We start from the raw sequence: 16,668 nt of genomic DNA on the forward strand, positions 1-16,668 counted from the left end.
CGACTTGCCGACTACGGTGTGTGGTCGCCGGGTCACTTGCCGGAGCGTGCGACCCGGCCCGATCCGAACGGAACCGGCGACCGCGCTCCGCCACGCGCACGGCAGCCCAGACGGACACCTCAAGGACGCTGATGTCACACCTTCGCGCACCGGCCGTACGCGCAGACCGCCGTGAGGGCGGACGGCACGGCAGACCCGCCGGCGGCCCCGCCCGCCCGCTGCCCGAGTCGCACATACGCGCGCAACTGCTGCGGATCGCGGTGCTCCCCGCCGTCGCCGTGGCCCTCAGCGCCACCGCCGCCGTGCTGTTCACCGTACGGGCGTCCGCCGTGCCCGCCGGGCCGACGCTGTGGGCCGTGCTGGCCGGAGCCGTCGCGGTCACCGTCACCGGACTCGTCATCGCCGCGATCGCCGCCGACCGCGCCGCCGCCGCCCTCGGCGACCGGCTCGGTTCGCTGCGCCGCGCCAGCGCCCGCAACCGCGCCGAGATCCTTTCACTGGTCGAGGCCCTGCGCCGCGGTGAGGCCCCGCCCACGCGCACCGCCGCGCCACGCGGCATGGCGGACGGCGACGAGTTCGACCGGCTCGCCCGGGAACTGGCGCACACCCAGGACGCGTCCGTGCAGGCCGTCCACCGGGCCGCGCAGCTGTCCGGCCGGGCGGGCAGCGAACAGAAGGTGGAGGTCTTCGTCAACCTGGCCCGCCGCCTTCAGTCCCTGGTGCACCGCGAGATCTCGATCCTCGACGAACTGGAGAACGAGGTCGAGGACCCCGAACTCCTCAAGGGCCTGTTCCACGTCGACCACCTCGCCACCCGTATCCGCCGCCACGCCGAGAACCTCGCCGTCCTCGGCGGCGCTGTGTCCCGGCGCCAGTGGAGCACCCCCGTCTCCCTGCACGAGGTGCTGCGCTCCGCGATCGCCGAGGTCGAGCAGTACTCCCGGGTGCGGCTCGTCCCCCCGATCGAGGGCACCGTCCGCGGCCACGCCGTCGCCGATGTCGTCCACCTCATGGCCGAACTCGTCGAGAACGCGACGGTGTTCTCCGCCCCGCACACCCAGGTCCTGCTCCGGGTCGCGCCGGTGACCTCCGGGGTCGCCGTCGAGGTGGAGGACCGGGGCCTCGGGATGCCGCCGTCCGAACAGACACGGATGAACGCCCTGCTCGCCGCGCCCGACCAGGTCAATGTGGCGAGCCTGCTCCAGGACGGCCGGATCGGGCTGCTCGTCGTCTCCCAGCTCGCCCACCGGCACGGGATCGCGGTCCGTCTCCAGAGCAATATCTACGGAGGCGTGCAGGCCGTACTGGTCCTGCCCCAGGAACTCCTCGGCTCCGACGACGACGCCGGGTCCCGCACCCGCCCCGGCGGCGAGAACCCCCCGACCCTGCGGACCACCTCCGGCGGACCCGCCGCACCGGCCGGACAGCACCGCGCCGTGACCGCCCCCCGGCCCGCCGGTGACGCGGCCGTACGCGTGCCTCGGCCCGGAGGCGCTGACGCGGCCGTACGCGTGTCCCGGCCCGCGCAGGCCGGGCCGCGTTCCCTCCCCGCCGCCGACCATGGCGGCGGCGACCGGCCCCCGCGCCACGGTGACGCCGCTGCCGGCGCCGAGAGCTCCCCCGCCCCCGACGGCCCGCAGGCGGCGGGACACACCGTCACCCATCCGGGCACCCCGGCGGCCGACGCCTTCACCACCCCGCCGCCCCGCCCGCACGGATCGGGCCGCCCCGCGCCCCTCCCGGTCCGCGACACCCGCGCCGTACGGCCGGGCCCCGCCGAAGCCGTCCCGGGGCCCCGTCCCGGCGGAGCCACGCACACTCCCGAGGGCGTCGACCCGGACCGCGCGACGTATGTCCCCGAGGGCTTCCGGCCCGACCGCGCACCGACCGGTCCCGTAGCCGTCCGCCCCGAAGTCCCCCGCCCCGATCCCACCGCGTCCCCCTCCGGACACGTCCGCGCCGACCGTGCCGCGTATCCCGGCGACAACCTCCGCCCCCGCCCGGCGCACGCGGCACCCCCCGCCGACCACCGGACCGGAACGGGCGGCCCGGTCCCCGCGGCCTTCGGTACTGCCGCGGCCCTGGGCACCGGAGCCGGAGCCGGAGCCGGAGCCGGAGTCGGCGTCGGCGTTGGCCTCGGTGTCGGCGGTGGCGTCGGCCAGGGCGAGCCGTCCGTCGAGGGCGTCCAAGGCGTCGCGGGCGTTCAGGGCGGCGAGGGCGCCGGGGGCTTCGTCGAGGAGCGCCCCACCGCCCGCCTGGCCCCCCGTAGCGCCGCACGCGGTACGGAAGACCGCCCCAACCTCCCCAAACGGCGTGCGCAACAGCACCTCGCGCCCCAGCTCCGCGAAGCGCCCGGCCCCCGGCGCCCCGGCGCCGAACAACCTGCCGACCACGACCCGGGGCTGATGGCCGCCTTCCAGCGCGGCGTCGGTCTCGCCGAGGCGCAGCAGTCCACCCGGCACCAGGACCGGCCCCCCACGGCCGCCGTCGCCCCCGGCGCGTCACCCGGCACATCCGCCGCGCCGCACAGCCTCCCGGCCCCGCATCCGCTCCCCGCCCCGCACACCCTCCCGGCCGAGCCCACCCGGCCCGGCCCGCGGCGCCACGACGGGTCCGCCCCCACGGCATCCGCCGTCGGCTCCCGCCCCCGTACCGCACTCGACGTGCCCGCCCATGAGCTGCCCGCCGTCACCCGGACCCCCATCCACGACCTCACCGTGAGCGACTTCGCCACAGGCACGTTCACCGCCGCCCCCGGCACGCTCCCCGGCGCCCGCACCCCCGGCCGCCACCCCCACGATCCGCCCGCCCACGACCTCGCCGCCCGTCACGACCCCGCGCCCGGCGGCTGACCCCGGCCGCCCGGGTCCGCCCGGGACCCCCACCCCCGTCCCAGGACCCGCCCGCCCGGGCCGGATCCGTCCGGGTCTCCGCCCACGGCCCCGCCCGCCCCTCGCACGAGCCGCCCCCACCCCGTTCCGCCTTCCCCGCACCCCCAAGGAGTCCATCCACCATGGCGAGCGACGCGCACACCGGCCAGGCATCCGATCTCGACTGGCTGATGAGCGGTCTGGTCCAGCGTGTGCCCCACACCCGCAGCGCGGTCCTGCTGTCCTCCGACGGTCTGGTCAAGTCGGTGCACGGCCTCGACCCGGACGGCGCCGACCACATGGCCGCGCTGGCGTCCGGGCTCTACTCCCTCGGCCGCAGCGCCGGTGCCCGCTTCGGCGACGGCGGGGACGTACGGCAGGTGGTCGTCGAACTCGACGCCACCCTGCTGTTCGTGTCCACCGCCGGATCGGGCACCTGCCTCGCGGTCCTCGCCGGCCGGGAGGCGGACGCCGCCGTCCTCGGCTACGAGATGGCGATGCTGGTCAAGAGCGTCCGGCCCTATCTGGCGACCGCCCCCCGGCTGTCCTCCGTCCGCGTCGACTCCCCGGCGATGAGGCCGTGAGCGTGGTCGCGCCGAAGGACGGTCCATGGCTCGACGAGGCGGCGGGCCGCCTGGTCCGCCCCTACACGGTGAGCAACGGCCGCACCCGTCCCACGACGGCGCTGGACCTGATGTCGCAGGTGATGAGCACCGGCGCCACCCCCTTCGGCTACCTCGGCCCCGAACACGCCCAGGCACTCGCCCTGTGCGCGGGCCCCGTCTCCGTGGCGGAGGCCGCGGCCCAGCTCCGGCTGCCCGTGGCCGTGACCAAGGTGCTGCTCTCCGACCTGGTCGACTGCGGGGCGCTCACCATGAAACCGCCCGCCCTCTTCCACAACCCCACGGACCGGTCCCTTCTGGAGGCAGTGCTCGATGGACTACGACGACAGCTCTGACCCCTTCCCGACAGCGCTCAAGATCCTGGTCGCGGGAGGCTTCGGGGTCGGCAAGACGACCTTCGTGGGTGCCGTCAGCGAGATCGCGCCGCTGAGCACCGAGGAACTCCTCACCACGGTCAGCGCGGCGACCGACAGCCTGGAGGGGGTCGAGAACAAGACCCAGACGACCGTGGCCATGGACTTCGGCCGGATCACCCTGGACGCGGAACACGTCCTGTACCTGTTCGGCACCCCCGGCCAGGAACGCTTCTGGTTCATGTGGGACGAACTCTCCGAAGGCGCGCTCGGCGCGGTGATCCTCGCGGACACCCGCAGGCTGGAGGAGTGCTTCCCCGCCGTCGACTTCTTCGAACAGCGGGGGATGGCCTTCATCCTCGCCGTCAACGAGTTCGACGGCTCCCACCGCTACGACCCCGACGAGGTCCGCGCGGCCATCGACCTGGACCCCGAGGTGCCCGTCGTCCGCTGCGACGCGCGGATCTCCAGCTCCGGGGTCCAGACCCTGCTCACGCTCGTCCAGCACCTCATCGCCTACGCCCCGGCGCACCCGGCGGGGCACGAGGCACGTACATGAGGTACGAGCCGGCCGTCCGGCCGCTGCCCTTCCTGATGACCCCGGTCGACCGGGAGGCGCCCGAACGGGCCCGGCGGCTGCGGGCGCTGGGCCTCGGCAGCGCGCCCGACCCGGTGTTCGACCGGTTCGCGGACCGGCTCGCCGAGGTCACCGGGGCCCCGTTCGCGCTCGTCAACTTCATCGACGAGCACGAGCAGTTCCTGTCCGGGCTGCACACCCCCGACGGCCGCTCGTCCCGGGCGCTCGGGGCCGCGCCCGGCCCGGAGGGCTCGGCCCCGGGCCGCCGGATGTCGCGCGACCGCGGCTTCTGCCCGTACGTCGTCGTCCGGCGCAAGGCCCTCGTCCTCGGGGACGTCCGCGACTATCCCCGGTTCGCCGGGAACCCCGTGGTCGACGACACCGGGGTGCGCTCGTACCTGGGCGCCCCGCTCATCGACCGGACGGGGATCGCGCTCGGCACCGTGAGCGTGGCGGACACCGAACCCCGCCCCTGGGGACGGCCCGGACTGGAGACCATCAAGGCCATGGCCGCGGAACTGGCGGACGAGATCCGCCACCGGGAGGACGGCCTGCTGTGACCCGGGGCAGCCGGTCCCGCACCCCGTCGCCGCACGGCCCCCGGCAACCCCGTCTGAGCGGCTGCTCCGTCCCCCTGGCCTGGAGGGACTGTCCTTGAGGAGCCGGCCTGAAGGGACCGGCCTGAAGGAAACCTGCGAGGGCGCTTAAGAAATCCTCGATGGACCCCGGCCGCGCCGTACGGCAGATTCGTACCGTGTCGGCAGTCGAGGCCCGCAACCGCCCGCCCCTGCCGCCCCTCCACCCCGCACGGAACGGCGAAACCCCGCCGTGCCGTACCGGGGTGTGCGACGACGACAGGGAGCCGTGGCGATGAAGGCACTGGTCAAGGACCGGGCGGAACCGGGGCTGCGGCTCATGGACGTCCCCGAACCGGCCGTCGGTCCCGGCGATGTCCTCATCAAGGTCGAACGCACCGGGATCTGCGGCACCGACCTCCACATCCGGGCCTGGGACGGCTGGGCCCGGCGGACCATCAGCACCCCTCTCGTGCTCGGCCACGAGTTCGTCGGCGTGGTCGTACGGACCGGCCCCGACGTCCAGGACATCACCCCCGGCGACCGCGTCAGCGGCGAAGGACACCTCGTGTGCGGCAAGTGCCGCAACTGCCAGGCCGGTCGGCGCCATCTGTGCCGCGCCACGGTCGGCCTCGGGGTCGGCCGGGACGGCGCCTTCGCCGAGTACGTGGTCCTGCCCGCCGCGAACGTCTGGGTGCACCGGGTCCCCGTCGACCTCGATGTCGCCGCGATCTTCGACCCGTTCGGCAACGCCGTGCACACCGCCCTGTCGTTCCCGCTGGTCGGCGAGGACGTACTGATCACCGGGGCCGGACCCATCGGGCTGATGGCCGCCGCCGTCGCCCGGCACGCGGGCGCCCGCAATGTCGTCATCACCGACATCAGCGAGGAACGCCTCGAACTCGCCCGGAAGATCGGGGTCAGCCTCGCCCTGAACGTCGGCACGTCCACCATCGCCGACGGACAGCGGCAGCTCGGGCTGCGCGAGGGCTTCGACATCGGCCTGGAGATGTCCGGCCGCCCCGAGGCCATGCGCGACATGATCGCCAACATGACCCACGGCGGCCGGATCGCCATGCTCGGCCTGCCCGCCGAGGAGTTCGCGGTCGACTGGTCCCGGATCGTCACCTCGATGATCACGGTCAAGGGCATCTACGGCCGTGAGATGTTCGAGACCTGGTACGCCATGTCCGTCCTGCTCGAAGGCGGGCTCGACCTCGCCCCGGTGATCACCGGCCGCTACGGCTACCGCGACCACGAGGCGGCGTTCGAGGACGCCGCGAGCGGCCGCGGCGGCAAGATCATCCTCGACTGGACCGACTGAGCCCGCACCGCGCCCCCGCACCCTTCCCGCATCACCCCACCCCCACCCGCGCCCCCGCACCCGCTCACCCTCGAGCCGTCCCCGCGGCTTCCCCCGTACCCGAGCCATTGACCCGAGCTCACCGACCCGAAGGACTGGACCGGACCATGTTCGACTCCGTGCGTGACGACCTGCGTGCCACCCTCGACGAGATCCGCGCCGCCGGACTGCACAAGCCCGAACGCGTCATCGGCACCCCGCAGTCCGCGACGGTGGGCGTCGTCGCGGGCGCCCGGCCCGGCGAGGACACCCCCGCCGTCCGCGAGGTGCTGAACTTCTGCGCCAACAACTACCTGGGTCTCGCGGATCACCCCGATGTCGTCGCCGCCGCCCACCGCGCGCTCGACCGCTGGGGCTACGGCATGGCCTCGGTCCGCTTCATCTGCGGCACCCAGGAGGTCCACAAGGAACTGGAGGCCAGGCTGTCGGCGTTCCTCGGCCAGGAGGACACGGTCCTGTACTCCTCCTGCTTCGACGCCAACGGCGGCGTCTTCGAGACCCTGCTCGGCCCGGAGGACGCCGTCATCTCCGACGCCCTCAACCACGCCTCCATCATCGACGGCATCCGGCTCTCCAAGGCCCGCCGCTTCCGCTACGCCAACCGCGACCTCGCCGACCTGGAGCAGCAGCTCAAGGACGCGTCCGACGCCCGGCGCCGACTGATCGTCACCGACGGCGTGTTCTCCATGGACGGCTACGTGGCACCCCTGGACGCCATCTGCGACCTCGCCGACCGCTACGACGCCATGGTCATGGTCGACGACTCGCACGCCGTCGGCTTCACCGGACCCGGTGGCCGCGGCACCCCCGCCCTGCACGGTGTCTCCGACCGCGTCGACATCATCACCGGCACCCTCGGCAAGGCACTCGGCGGAGCCTCCGGCGGCTATGTCGCCGCACGCGCCGAGATCGTCGCCCTGCTGCGCCAGCGCTCCCGCCCGTACCTCTTCTCCAACACACTCGCCCCCGTCATCGCCGCCGCCTCCCTCACGGTCCTCGACCTGCTGGAGTCCGCCGACGACCTGCGGACCCGGCTCGCCGACAACACCGCCCTGTTCCGCTCGCGGATGACGGCCGAGGGCTTCGACATCCTCGCCGGGGACCACCCCATCGTGCCCGTCATGATCGGGGACGCCGCCGAGGCCGCCCGTATCGCGGAACTGCTGCTCGACCGGGGCGTGTACGTGATCGGCTTCTCGTACCCGGTTGTCCCCCAGGGCCGCGCCCGCATCCGGGTCCAGCTCTCCGCGGCGCACTCGACCGAGGACGTCGACCACGCGGTCGACGCGTTCGTGGCCGCCCGCGCGGAGCTGGCGCGGGAGCGTTCGGCGGTCTGAGCCGTCCGGCGCCTGCCCCGGCTGCCGGCTGAGCTGTCCGTCGTCCGGGCCGGCCCTCGCTCCTGCGAGAATCACCTGTATGAGCGAGGCACGGACATGATCGAGGCGCGGCGGCTGCACATCCTGCGCGCGGTGGCAGACCACCGGACGGTCACTGCCGCCGCGGCCGCGCTCTATCTGACCCCGTCCGCCGTGTCCCAGCAGCTCACCGCCCTGGAACAGGAGACCGGGCACCGGCTCGTCGACCGCGGCGCGCGGGGTGTCCGGCTCACCCCGGCGGGCGAGATCCTGCTGCGCCACACCCACGCCGTGCTCGCCCAGCTAGAACGCGCCGAGGCCGAACTCGCCGCGTACGGCTCGGGCGCGGCGGGCACGGTCACCGTCGCCGCCTTCGCCACGGGGATCGGTCTGGTGGTCGCCCCCGCCCTCACCCGGCTCGCGGTGCTGGCCCCGGGGATCGGGGTCCGGGTCCAGGACGCCGAGGGCGACGCCAGCCTCACGATGGTCCTGGACCGGCAGGTCGACATCGCGGTGGCCGTCGAGTACCGGGGCGCCCCGGGCGCGGACGACCCCCGGCTGACCCGGCTGCCCCTCTACGTGGAGCCCTTCGACGCCGTGGTGCCCCTGGCCCACCGGCTCGCCGGCGCAGGGCGGATTCCGCTCGCGGAGCTGGCCAAGGACCCGTGGATCGGCCCTTATCCGGGCAACCCCTGCCATGACGTGGTGGTCCTGGCCTGCGAGCACGCGGGGTTCCAGCCCCGCCTTGAGCACCAGTCCGACGACTTCCGCGCGGTGGTCGCCCTCGCGTCGGCGGGCGCCGGGGTCGCCCTCGTGCCCCGCTCGGCGCTGCGCGGGACGGACCTCGGTGAGGTGGCCGTACGCCCGGTCGACGGGGCGGCGCCCACCCGCCGGGTGTTCGCCGCGGTGCGCTGCGGCGCGGAGGAGCATCCGCTGATCCGTCCGGTCCTGGCGGCCCTGGGCAGCGCGGCACCGGTGGACGAGACAGCCGGGTAGGCGCGGCTGCGCGGCCGTATCGGTGACGGTGGCGGTGACGGAGCGGGGCGGGGGCGTGATCGGGATCGGCGGGCCGGTGCCGGGCGCGGCAGCGTGCGGGCTGGACGTGCGGCCTGGACACACGACCCGGACACACGACCCGGACACACGGGCTGGACGTGCGGCCTGGACACACGGGCTGGACGTGCGGGCCGGATCGGCTCACGTGGCAGGCGATGGGCCGGCCCATCGCCGGGTGAGGCGAAATCCGCTTTCCGGCGTCCCGCGTTCGGGATAAGATCCCGAATATGAAACAAGCGTCCGGGTCTGGCGACCCCCAGACCGCTCCCGGCGTCCCCGAGACGGAGAGCACCCCCGGCATCCCGGACGGCGCCGACGACGTGGACGCCCGGCTCGCGACCCGGCTGGCCGAGCTCCGCGCCGAGCGCGGCTGGTCGCTCGGAGAGCTCGCCGAGCGCACCGGGATCAGCCGCTCCACCCTCTCGCGCGCCGAACGCGCCGAGATCAGCCCCACCGCCGCCCTGCTGAACCGGCTCTGCGCCGTCCACGGCCGCACGATGTCCCAGCTCCTCGGCGAGGTTGAGGCGCTGGCCCCGCAACTCGTCCGCGCCGACGACCAGGCCGTGTGGACCGACCCGGACTCCGGCTTCGTACGGCGTTCCGTCTCACCGCCCCAGCCGGGTTTCCGTGCCGAACTGGTCGAAGGGCGCCTCGACCCCGGCGCCGACCTGCGCTACGACCGGCCGCCCGTGCCGGGGCTCGAACAGCATGTCTGGGTGCGGGAGGGAACGCTGGAGATCACCGTGCAGGGAACGGCCCACCGGCTGGGCCCGGGCGACTGTCTGCGGTTCCGGGTACGGGGAGCGACCCGCTTCACCTGCCCCGGACCGGGCGCCGCGCGCTACACGCTGGTGGTGGTGCTGCCATGACGGGTGGTCGTACCGCCGTGACCGCGGACGTGAGCCGGCTGCGCACCGGCGGCGAACTCCTCGCCGCCGCCGGTCCGCTCGCGGACCTCCTGCTGGACACCGTCCACGCGGGCGCCTCACTGGGCTTCCTGGAGTCGCTGGACCGTACGGACGCCGCCGAGTTCTGGCGCGACCAGGTGTCCGCCGTCGATTCCGGACTGCTCGCCGTCTGGATGGCCCGGGACGCCGGAGGGGTGACCGGCACGATCGGTGTCCGGTTCGGTGACAAACCCAACGGCCGACACCGTGCGGAGATCGTGAAACTGATGGTTCATCGCCGCGCCCGGGGCCAGGGCCTCGGCCGTGCGTTGCTCACAGCCGCGGAGGAGGGCGCCACTCGGCGCGGGACCCGGCTGCTCCACCTCGACACGGAGACCGGCAGCCCGGCCGAGCGCCTGTACCGCGCGGCGGGTTGGGAGCGCGCCGGCACCATCCCCGACTACGCGGCCGACCCGTACGGGAAGCTGCACCCGACGACGCTGTACTACAAGCGGACCGGCGCGGCGGGCGTGGGCGGGGGAGCGGAAGCGATCGCGGCATCAGCGGGGGCGGGGGCGGCCGTGGGTGGTACGGACCCCGGTGCACCGCGGGGAGGGTCCGGCGCACGGACGGGCGCTCCGTACGCGTAGCGTCCCCGCCCCGCACCGCGCCCGGCGGTCGGCCGACGCCCGGAGAGCGATTGTCAGTGCTGTTGGTTACGGTTCTTCGCATGCCGGACGCTGATGATGTACGCCGTATCGCCCTCTCCTTCCCGGACACCACGGAGAAGACCGCCTGGAGCATGCCCACGTTCCGGGTCGCGGGCAAGATGTTCGCCACCCTCCCGGAGAAGGAGACCTCCATGGCCGTGCGCTGCCCCAAGGCCGAGCGGGACGAACTGGTGCTGGCCGAGCCCGGGAAGTTCTGGGTCGCGGACCATGAGGCGTTCTCCGCCTGGGTCCGGGTGCGGCTGTCCGCCCTGGAGGACGACGGTGAACTGACGGACATCCTCGCCGACTCCTGGCGGCAGGCCGCTCCGCACCGCCTGCTGGAGGCCCACCCCGGTCTGGGCCTCGCCTCGCAGTGAGGGAAATCGCTTTCGGCGGGGCGGGTCCGGCTGCGATGATCGTGTGAGGGGGTCGGGGGGCTCCGCGTGTTGTCAGGGGACCGACGGATCGGGGGAGCCGGGCCGTGCCCATCGGGCAGGTCCGGGGGGAGGGGTGCGGGCAGCGATGTCCGGAGTATCTGCGGTAAGGCCCATGGGCGGTCGGGTGCCTCGGGCGTCATGGGTGTCACGGGCGGACGGCGACGGGACGGCCCGTCGGGGCCGAACCGGCGGCTCCCCAGGGCGGCTTGCCGGCGGTAGCCGGTCCGGTCGGCCACGACTGCTCGGCGGACGCGGCGCGGCCGGTGGCCCGGGACGCCGGGGCGGTCCGCTGTCCGGCAAGGGGCGCCACGGCGGCCCCAGCATCTGGTCCTTGAACTTCGGTCTGTTCTTCACCGCCCGTGCCGTCGCCAAACTCGGCGACACCATGCTTCCGGTCGCCCTCGCGGCCGGCCTCCTCCAGCACGGGTACGGCACGGGCGCGGTCGGGCTCGCGATGGGGTCGTCCGTCGGCTGCTTCGCCGCGCTGGTCATCTTCGGCGGGGTGTTCGCGGACCGTTTCAGCACCCGGCTGCTGATGATCGGCTCCGATGTCGTCCGTCTCGTCTCCCAGGCACTGGCAGCCGGCCTCTTCTTCGCCGGGCATGTCGTGCTCTGGCAGATATGTGTGATCGGCGCGGTGAACGGCGCCGCGTCCGCGATCTTCCAGCCCGGCGTCGCCAGTACGGTGCCCCGGCTGGCCTCCGACGTCCAGGCGGCGAACGGCGCGATCCGGGTCGCCGAGTCCGTGGCCCATCTCGCGGGCCCCGCCCTCGCGGGACTGCTCGTCGCGTTCTCCTCGGCGGGCGGTGTCTTCGTCGCGCACGCCGGGACCTACGCGCTCAGCGCGGCATGCCTGCTCCTCCTGCGGATACCGGGCCCCGATCCCGCCGACCGTGCCCGTACCTCGGGCTTCCGCAGCGATCTGGTCGAGGGCTGGCGGGAGTTCCGGGCCCGCACCTGGCTGTGGGGCGTCATCGCCATCTGGTGCGTCTACATGATCACCGTGGCGGGACCGGCCGTGCCCCTGGTGGCCACCGAGGTGATCCAGGACCACGGCCCCCGCGCGTACGGCCTGGTGAGCTCCGCCCTCGGCGCCGGAACGGTGATCGGCGGGCTGCTCGCCCTGCGGCTGCGGCCCCGGCACATGCTCCGGGCCGGAAGCATCGCGCTGTTCGCCTTCGCCGCCCACCCGGCGACGGTCGGCGCGAACCTCGGGGTCGGCGCCATGTGCGCCGGAGCCGTCGTCGCGGGCACGGGGCTGTCGTTCTGGGGCGTGATGTGGGCGACCAGCGTGCAGACCCAGGTCCAGCCCGATGTGCTGAACCGCATCCACGCGTACGACGTCGCCGGTTCCCTCGCCATGGTGCCCGTCGGGCAGGCCCTCGCCGGTCCCGCTGCCTCCGCCCAGGGCGGAGGAGCGGACGCGGTGCTGCTCTTCGGCGGAGGCATGGCCCTGCTCGTCCCCGTCGCGCTGCTGTCGGTACCCGCGATCCGCGGGCTGATACGCGCCGATCCGGCACCGGGTCCGGTCACCTCGGGCGGCCCGGTCGCCCCGCTGGGCCCGGTCGACCCCGCCGCGGCGGCCACCGGCACACCCGGCACGGCAACGGACCGGTCGGCCGCCGCGTGCGGGACGCCCGGGGGCGACAGCAAGTGGGACAAGAGCCCGGCGGACGGCTGCCCCCCGGACCGCGACCGATAAGCCCCGGACATGACCGGTAAGGCCCCGCACCGCGACCGGTCGGAGCCGGTCCAAGAGGCCGCCCCGCGCGGTACGAACCCGTACGACCCGTACGAAGCCGTACGACCTGTGCCCGGCGGCCGGATCTCAGTCCCGTACGGAATCTCCGCCGGAACCTTCACCGGACCCGCCGGTGCCGAGGAATCCGGAGATCCGCTCGCGCAGGGAGCGGGCGTCCAGCCCGTGCGCGGCCACATGCTCCTCGATCGTGCCGTAGCGGCGCAGCTCACGGCGGCCCACGCCCAGCCCGAGCACCCGGTGCGGCACCTCCACCAGGGCCTCGGCCACGGCGGCGGTCGAGGTTCCCGCCAGATACGGCTCCACGACCACGACGTCCGGGGTCCCCGTCCCACCGGTGGCGGCCAGCGCGGCCCGGTGCAGGGTCCGCGCGTCGAAGGGGCGCACGGTCGTGGCGTACAGCACCGTGACGTCCAGGCCCTCCGTGGCCGCCAGGACGTGGTCCAGCATGGTGCCGACGGCGAGCACCACACCCCGGCCGCCCTCCCGCACGAGGTGGAACCCCCGTCCGTCCACGGGGAACGCCGCCGCGTTGGACTGGACCGACAGCCGTACATAGACCTTGTCGTCGCCCGCGGCGACGGCGTGCCTGAGCAGGGTCTCGGCTTCGTCGGGGTGGCCGGGGACGTGCACGGTCCAGCCGTCGAGGGTGTCCATCAGCGCGACATCCCCGGGTGACATATGGGTGAACCCCCCGGACGGCCAGTCGAAGGAGCCCGCCGCGCTGACCAGCACGCCCCCCACACCCTGGTGCCCGAAGTCCAGCTTGACCTGCTCGAACGGCCGCTCCACCAGGAAGCTCGCGAAGGTGTGGACGACGGGCCGCAGCCCGGCCAGCGCCAGTCCCGCGCCCGTGCCGATGAGGAGCTGTTCGCGAATCCCGACGTCGATCACCCGGTCCGGGTGGCGGCGGGCGGCCTCCACGAAGCCGTCCACCCCGATCGCGGCGAGGACGACCGCGACCCTGGGGTCCTCGTCCAGCAGTGCGGAGACGACCGGGGCGAAGCGGTCACGCATCGTGTCCATCAGAATGATCCTTTCCGTGCTCAGCTGCGGGGGTCGACGCGGGCGATCACCGCGTGCGGGCGCCCGGGGTGCGGGGCGGTGAAAGCGGCGTACAGGGCCTCGTGATCACGGCCGTCGACGGTCACCGCCGACCACCCTCCGGCCTCGAAGCGGGCGGCGATCCCGCCGGGACGGCCGTACCTGGCGGACGCGTTGTCGATCACCACGGTGTGCAGCCGGTCGAGCCCGGCGGGGCCCGCGAAGGCGATCGCCTCGTGGTTGCTGCCCTCGTCCAGCTCCGCGTCCCCGACCAGTACCCAGACCGCGGGGTCCGTCAGCCCCCGTGCCCGCAGCCCGAGCGCGGTGCCCACCGCGAGCGGCAGGCCGTGCCCCAGTGATCCGCTGCCGATCTCGGCACCGGGCACCAGCATCCGGTCCGGATGATGGCCGAGCGGCGAGTCGTACGCGCCGAACCCGGGCAGCCACTCCACGGGCACGAACCCCTTCGCCGCCAGTACCGCGTAGTACGCCATGGGCCCGTGCCCCTTCGACAGCAGGAAGCGGTCCCGCTCCGGTGCGTCGGCGGTCGCGGGGGAGACCCGCAGCACCCGGTCGTACAGCACCCACAGGGCGTCCAGTGTGGAGGTGGCGGCCGGACCGTGCTTCTCGTCCCCGGTTTGCAGCCCCATGAGCCGGTCGAGGTCCCCGAATCCGTAACCGTCCCCGGCCGTGTCGCGCCCCTCGGCGCCCGTCGCAGTCGTCATACCGACACCATGCAACCTCAAGAGCGCTTGGGGTCAAGCGGAAAAGGAGTGCGCGACCACGCTCCGGAGTGCGGTATTGTTTCCCTGCGCGTTCAGCCAGGGGAAACCCCAGGTCAGACGAGCAGCGGGACGTGGCGCAGCTTGGTAGCGCACTTGACTGGGGGTCAAGGGGTCGCAGGTTCAAATCCTGTCGTCCCGACTTGCATCTACGCAGGTCGCAGGCGGTATCGGAGAAATCCGGTACCGCCTTTCCGCATGTCTTGGGGACCATTTGGGGGCCACGCGGTCCAGCGGCGTCTTCCGGGGGCGGGCCGGACGGCCGGGCTGAGGGGCTCGCCGCGTTGCCCGGAGACGGCTCCCGCACGTCGTCTCCGTGAACCGTGCCCAACGGTGGACGTGCAGACGGTCGAGCAATCCTGAAATCGGCTCAGAAACCAGACAAGAGGCCGATTTCCCTCTTTGCGACCCTGTGCGGGCGCAGCACAATCCCTGGTACCGATTCCCCGTCGCTGCCGCGAAGTATCCATCCACGCACCGGCGCGACCCGGCGCCCGGGAGACCGCGCCAGCGTGGCCGCTCCCGTCGACGGGCGCCCCCGCGTGACCGGAGGTGTCCCATGACCACCAGCCACGAGGCTGCCGTCCCGGTCCTCGACAGCGACGGAGGTGACCGGCTGTACGAGCAGATCGAGGAACTCCGCGCCACCGGGCCCGCCGTGCGGGTCCGGCTGCCCCAGAACGTCATCGCCTGGTCCGTCACGCGCGGCGATGTCGTCAGGCGGCTGGTCACCCATCCCGATGTCACCAGGGACGCCCGTGGCGCCTGGACCGGCTACCAGCCGGGCGCCGTCCCCTGGCTCTCCCCCTGGATCGACGTCCGCTCCATGGCCACCTCAGAGGGGGCCGAGCACACCCGGCTACGGAGGCTGATCGGCCCCGCTTTCACACCGCGGCGCATGGCGTCTCTGCGGCCCTCGATCGAGTCCGTCGTCACCGACCTCCTGGACGGTCTGGAGGCTCTGGAGGACGGCGCGGCAGTGGATCTGCGGGCGCACTTCGCGCACGGTGTGCCGACCCGTGTGATCTGCGATCTCTTCGGCGTTCCCGAGGACCAGCGCCCCGCCGTGCTCGCTGTCGCCGACGCGATCCTGGCCACCGATGTCCCCCAGGAGGAGTCGGAGCGCGTCGCGAGCGGGCTGATCACCGTCATGAGCCGTCTCGTGGAGGCGAAGCGGCGGGAGCCCGGCGATGACATGACCAGTCTGCTGCTCGCCGCCCATGAGGGTGACCGGCTCACCGAGACGGAGCTGATCTCCACCCTGCTTCTGATGATCGGCGCCGGGAGCCAGACCACGATCGCGCTGATCGGGAACGCGGTCCGGGCGCTTCTCACCCACCGCCGGCAGCTGAGCGCGATCCTGGCCGAGCCCGCCCGCTGGGCCGATGCCATCGAGGAGACCCTGCGGCTCCATCCGCCGGTCGTCCATCTTCCGCTGCGGTTCGCGCTCCGTGACATCGATCTCGGCGAGGGCGTCACCATAGCGGCCGGGGAGGCCATTCTCGTCGGGTTCGGGGCGCACGGCCGGGACCCGTCGTCCCACGACGCCGCGCACGGCTTCGGGATCGACCGTGCGGACAGGGACCATATGGCCTTCGGGCACGGCATCCACTACTGCCTCGGTGCCCCGCTCGCCCGGCTGGAGGCCGCCATCGCGCTGCCCGCCCTCTTCGACCGGTTCCCGGACATCGCGCTCGCGGACGAGGGGAACGCTCCGGACCCGCAGCCGTCGTTCATCGGTAACGATGTCCTTGCCCTGCCCGTTCTGCTGCGCCCCCCGGGCCGCGCGGCGCGGTGAGCCGACCCTCCCGGTGAACGCGGACCGTCCGTCCGTCCGAACGCCTCGATGTCCTCCGGGGACCGTCGCCGCACGGCTGCGACCGGTGCCGCACAAGGGCAGCCCTTGGACACCCCGGTCACCGTCCGCACCTCCGCACCTCTCGCTCTGAGCCCAGGCGACGAATCCGGCGTCTCCATCACCGGCTCCACCCGTTTCCACTCCGCGCCTAGCCCGCGCACTGCCTGAGACCCACCCGCACCCGGAGAACACCCCCTGGTGCCCCGCCCCTGACGGCGAGCGGGTCCTCGCTCGATGTGACGGCCGCTGGTGAGGTCACGGGCATGGCTTCTCCCGTGGGCGAGAAGACCACTGCCTGCTAACGTTTCCGGGTGCTCATCGTGATGTTCATCTGACGGTCCTGGATCTCTCCCGTCCAGGTTCTGATCCGTCGAGGGTGTTGCTCCCCCTGCCCTCCGGACTCTGCAAGCCGTCGGATT

General features: G+C 73.6%; 15 protein-coding genes and 1 tRNA gene. 14 read left to right on the forward strand and 2 right to left on the reverse strand.

What is annotated here, in order from left to right:
- Positions 1-131 precede the first annotated feature (131 nt).
- The 12 genes from AB852_RS40375 (at position 132) to AB852_RS00945 (ending at position 12,508) form a co-directional block, all read left to right on the forward strand.
- On the forward strand, positions 132-2,852 hold the full coding sequence (locus AB852_RS40375; protein ID WP_073782588.1) for a sensor histidine kinase: 2,721 nt from the start codon (positions 132-134) through the stop codon (positions 2,850-2,852).
- A gap of 161 nt (positions 2,853-3,013) precedes the next feature.
- Positions 3,014-3,454: a roadblock/LC7 domain-containing protein gene (locus AB852_RS00895; protein ID WP_073782590.1), complete on the forward strand. Its 441-nt coding sequence runs from the start codon at positions 3,014-3,016 to the stop codon at positions 3,452-3,454.
- Positions 3,455-3,456: 2 nt separating this feature from the next.
- Entirely contained in the window at positions 3,457-3,828 is a 372-nt protein-coding gene (locus AB852_RS00900) for a DUF742 domain-containing protein (RefSeq protein WP_073782592.1), read from the forward strand.
- On the forward strand, positions 3,806-4,405 hold the full coding sequence (locus AB852_RS00905) for a GTP-binding protein (protein ID WP_073782594.1): 600 nt from the start codon (positions 3,806-3,808) through the stop codon (positions 4,403-4,405). The genes AB852_RS00900 and AB852_RS00905 overlap by 23 nt, the downstream gene beginning before the upstream one ends.
- Positions 4,402-4,983 carry a GAF domain-containing protein gene (locus tag AB852_RS00910; protein ID WP_073782596.1) on the forward strand — a complete coding sequence of 194 codons (582 nt, stop codon included), beginning with the start codon at positions 4,402-4,404 and terminating at the stop codon, positions 4,981-4,983. The genes AB852_RS00905 and AB852_RS00910 overlap by 4 nt, the downstream gene beginning before the upstream one ends.
- Before the next feature lie 310 nt (positions 4,984-5,293).
- A complete protein-coding gene (tdh, locus tag AB852_RS00915) occupies positions 5,294-6,322 on the forward strand; it encodes an L-threonine 3-dehydrogenase (RefSeq protein ID WP_073782598.1) in 1,029 nt (342 codons plus the stop codon).
- 146 nt (positions 6,323-6,468) lie between these two features.
- Complete coding sequence (locus AB852_RS00920; protein ID WP_073782600.1) at positions 6,469-7,698, forward strand: glycine C-acetyltransferase; 1,230 nt, start codon at positions 6,469-6,471, stop codon at positions 7,696-7,698.
- A 96-nt stretch (positions 7,699-7,794) separates the two neighbouring features.
- Positions 7,795-8,712 carry a LysR family transcriptional regulator gene (locus AB852_RS00925; protein ID WP_073782602.1) on the forward strand — a complete coding sequence of 306 codons (918 nt, stop codon included), beginning with the start codon at positions 7,795-7,797 and terminating at the stop codon, positions 8,710-8,712.
- A gap of 287 nt (positions 8,713-8,999) precedes the next feature.
- Positions 9,000-9,641, forward strand: coding sequence for a helix-turn-helix domain-containing protein (locus tag AB852_RS00930; RefSeq protein WP_079184207.1), 642 nt, complete (start codon positions 9,000-9,002; stop codon positions 9,639-9,641).
- A complete protein-coding gene (locus AB852_RS00935; protein WP_079184208.1) occupies positions 9,638-10,309 on the forward strand; it encodes a GNAT family N-acetyltransferase in 672 nt (223 codons plus the stop codon). The genes AB852_RS00930 and AB852_RS00935 overlap by 4 nt, the downstream gene beginning before the upstream one ends.
- An 80-nt stretch (positions 10,310-10,389) precedes the next feature.
- Positions 10,390-10,746: an MmcQ/YjbR family DNA-binding protein gene (locus AB852_RS00940; RefSeq protein ID WP_073782606.1), complete on the forward strand. Its 357-nt coding sequence runs from the start codon at positions 10,390-10,392 to the stop codon at positions 10,744-10,746.
- Positions 10,747-11,191: 445 nt separating this feature from the next.
- Complete coding sequence (locus tag AB852_RS00945) at positions 11,192-12,508, forward strand: MFS transporter (protein ID WP_425444153.1); 1,317 nt, start codon at positions 11,192-11,194, stop codon at positions 12,506-12,508.
- 126 nt (positions 12,509-12,634) lie between these two features.
- Here the strand turns inward: AB852_RS00945 and AB852_RS00950 are convergent, their stop codons facing one another.
- Together AB852_RS00950 and AB852_RS00955 are read right to left on the reverse strand one after the other, a co-directional pair.
- Positions 12,635-13,591 carry a transketolase family protein gene (locus AB852_RS00950; RefSeq protein ID WP_073782608.1) on the reverse strand — a complete coding sequence of 319 codons (957 nt, stop codon included), beginning with the start codon at positions 13,589-13,591 and terminating at the stop codon, positions 12,635-12,637.
- A 20-nt stretch (positions 13,592-13,611) separates the two neighbouring features.
- A complete protein-coding gene (locus tag AB852_RS00955; protein ID WP_073782610.1) occupies positions 13,612-14,334 on the reverse strand; it encodes a transketolase in 723 nt (240 codons plus the stop codon).
- 125 nt (positions 14,335-14,459) lie between these two features.
- Between AB852_RS00955 and AB852_RS00960 the strand changes: the two genes are divergently transcribed.
- Both AB852_RS00960 and AB852_RS00965 read left to right on the forward strand, forming a co-directional pair.
- Positions 14,460-14,533: transfer RNA gene (locus AB852_RS00960), tRNA-Pro, on the forward strand.
- Positions 14,534-14,950: 417 nt separating this feature from the next.
- Entirely contained in the window at positions 14,951-16,189 is a 1,239-nt protein-coding gene (locus AB852_RS00965) for a cytochrome P450 family protein (RefSeq protein WP_073782612.1), read from the forward strand.
- Positions 16,190-16,668: the final 479 nt, after the last annotated feature.

The sequence above is a fragment of the Streptomyces uncialis genome (genome assembly GCF_001905345.1).
Taxonomy (GTDB): Bacteria; Actinomycetota; Actinomycetes; order Streptomycetales; family Streptomycetaceae; genus Streptomyces; species Streptomyces uncialis.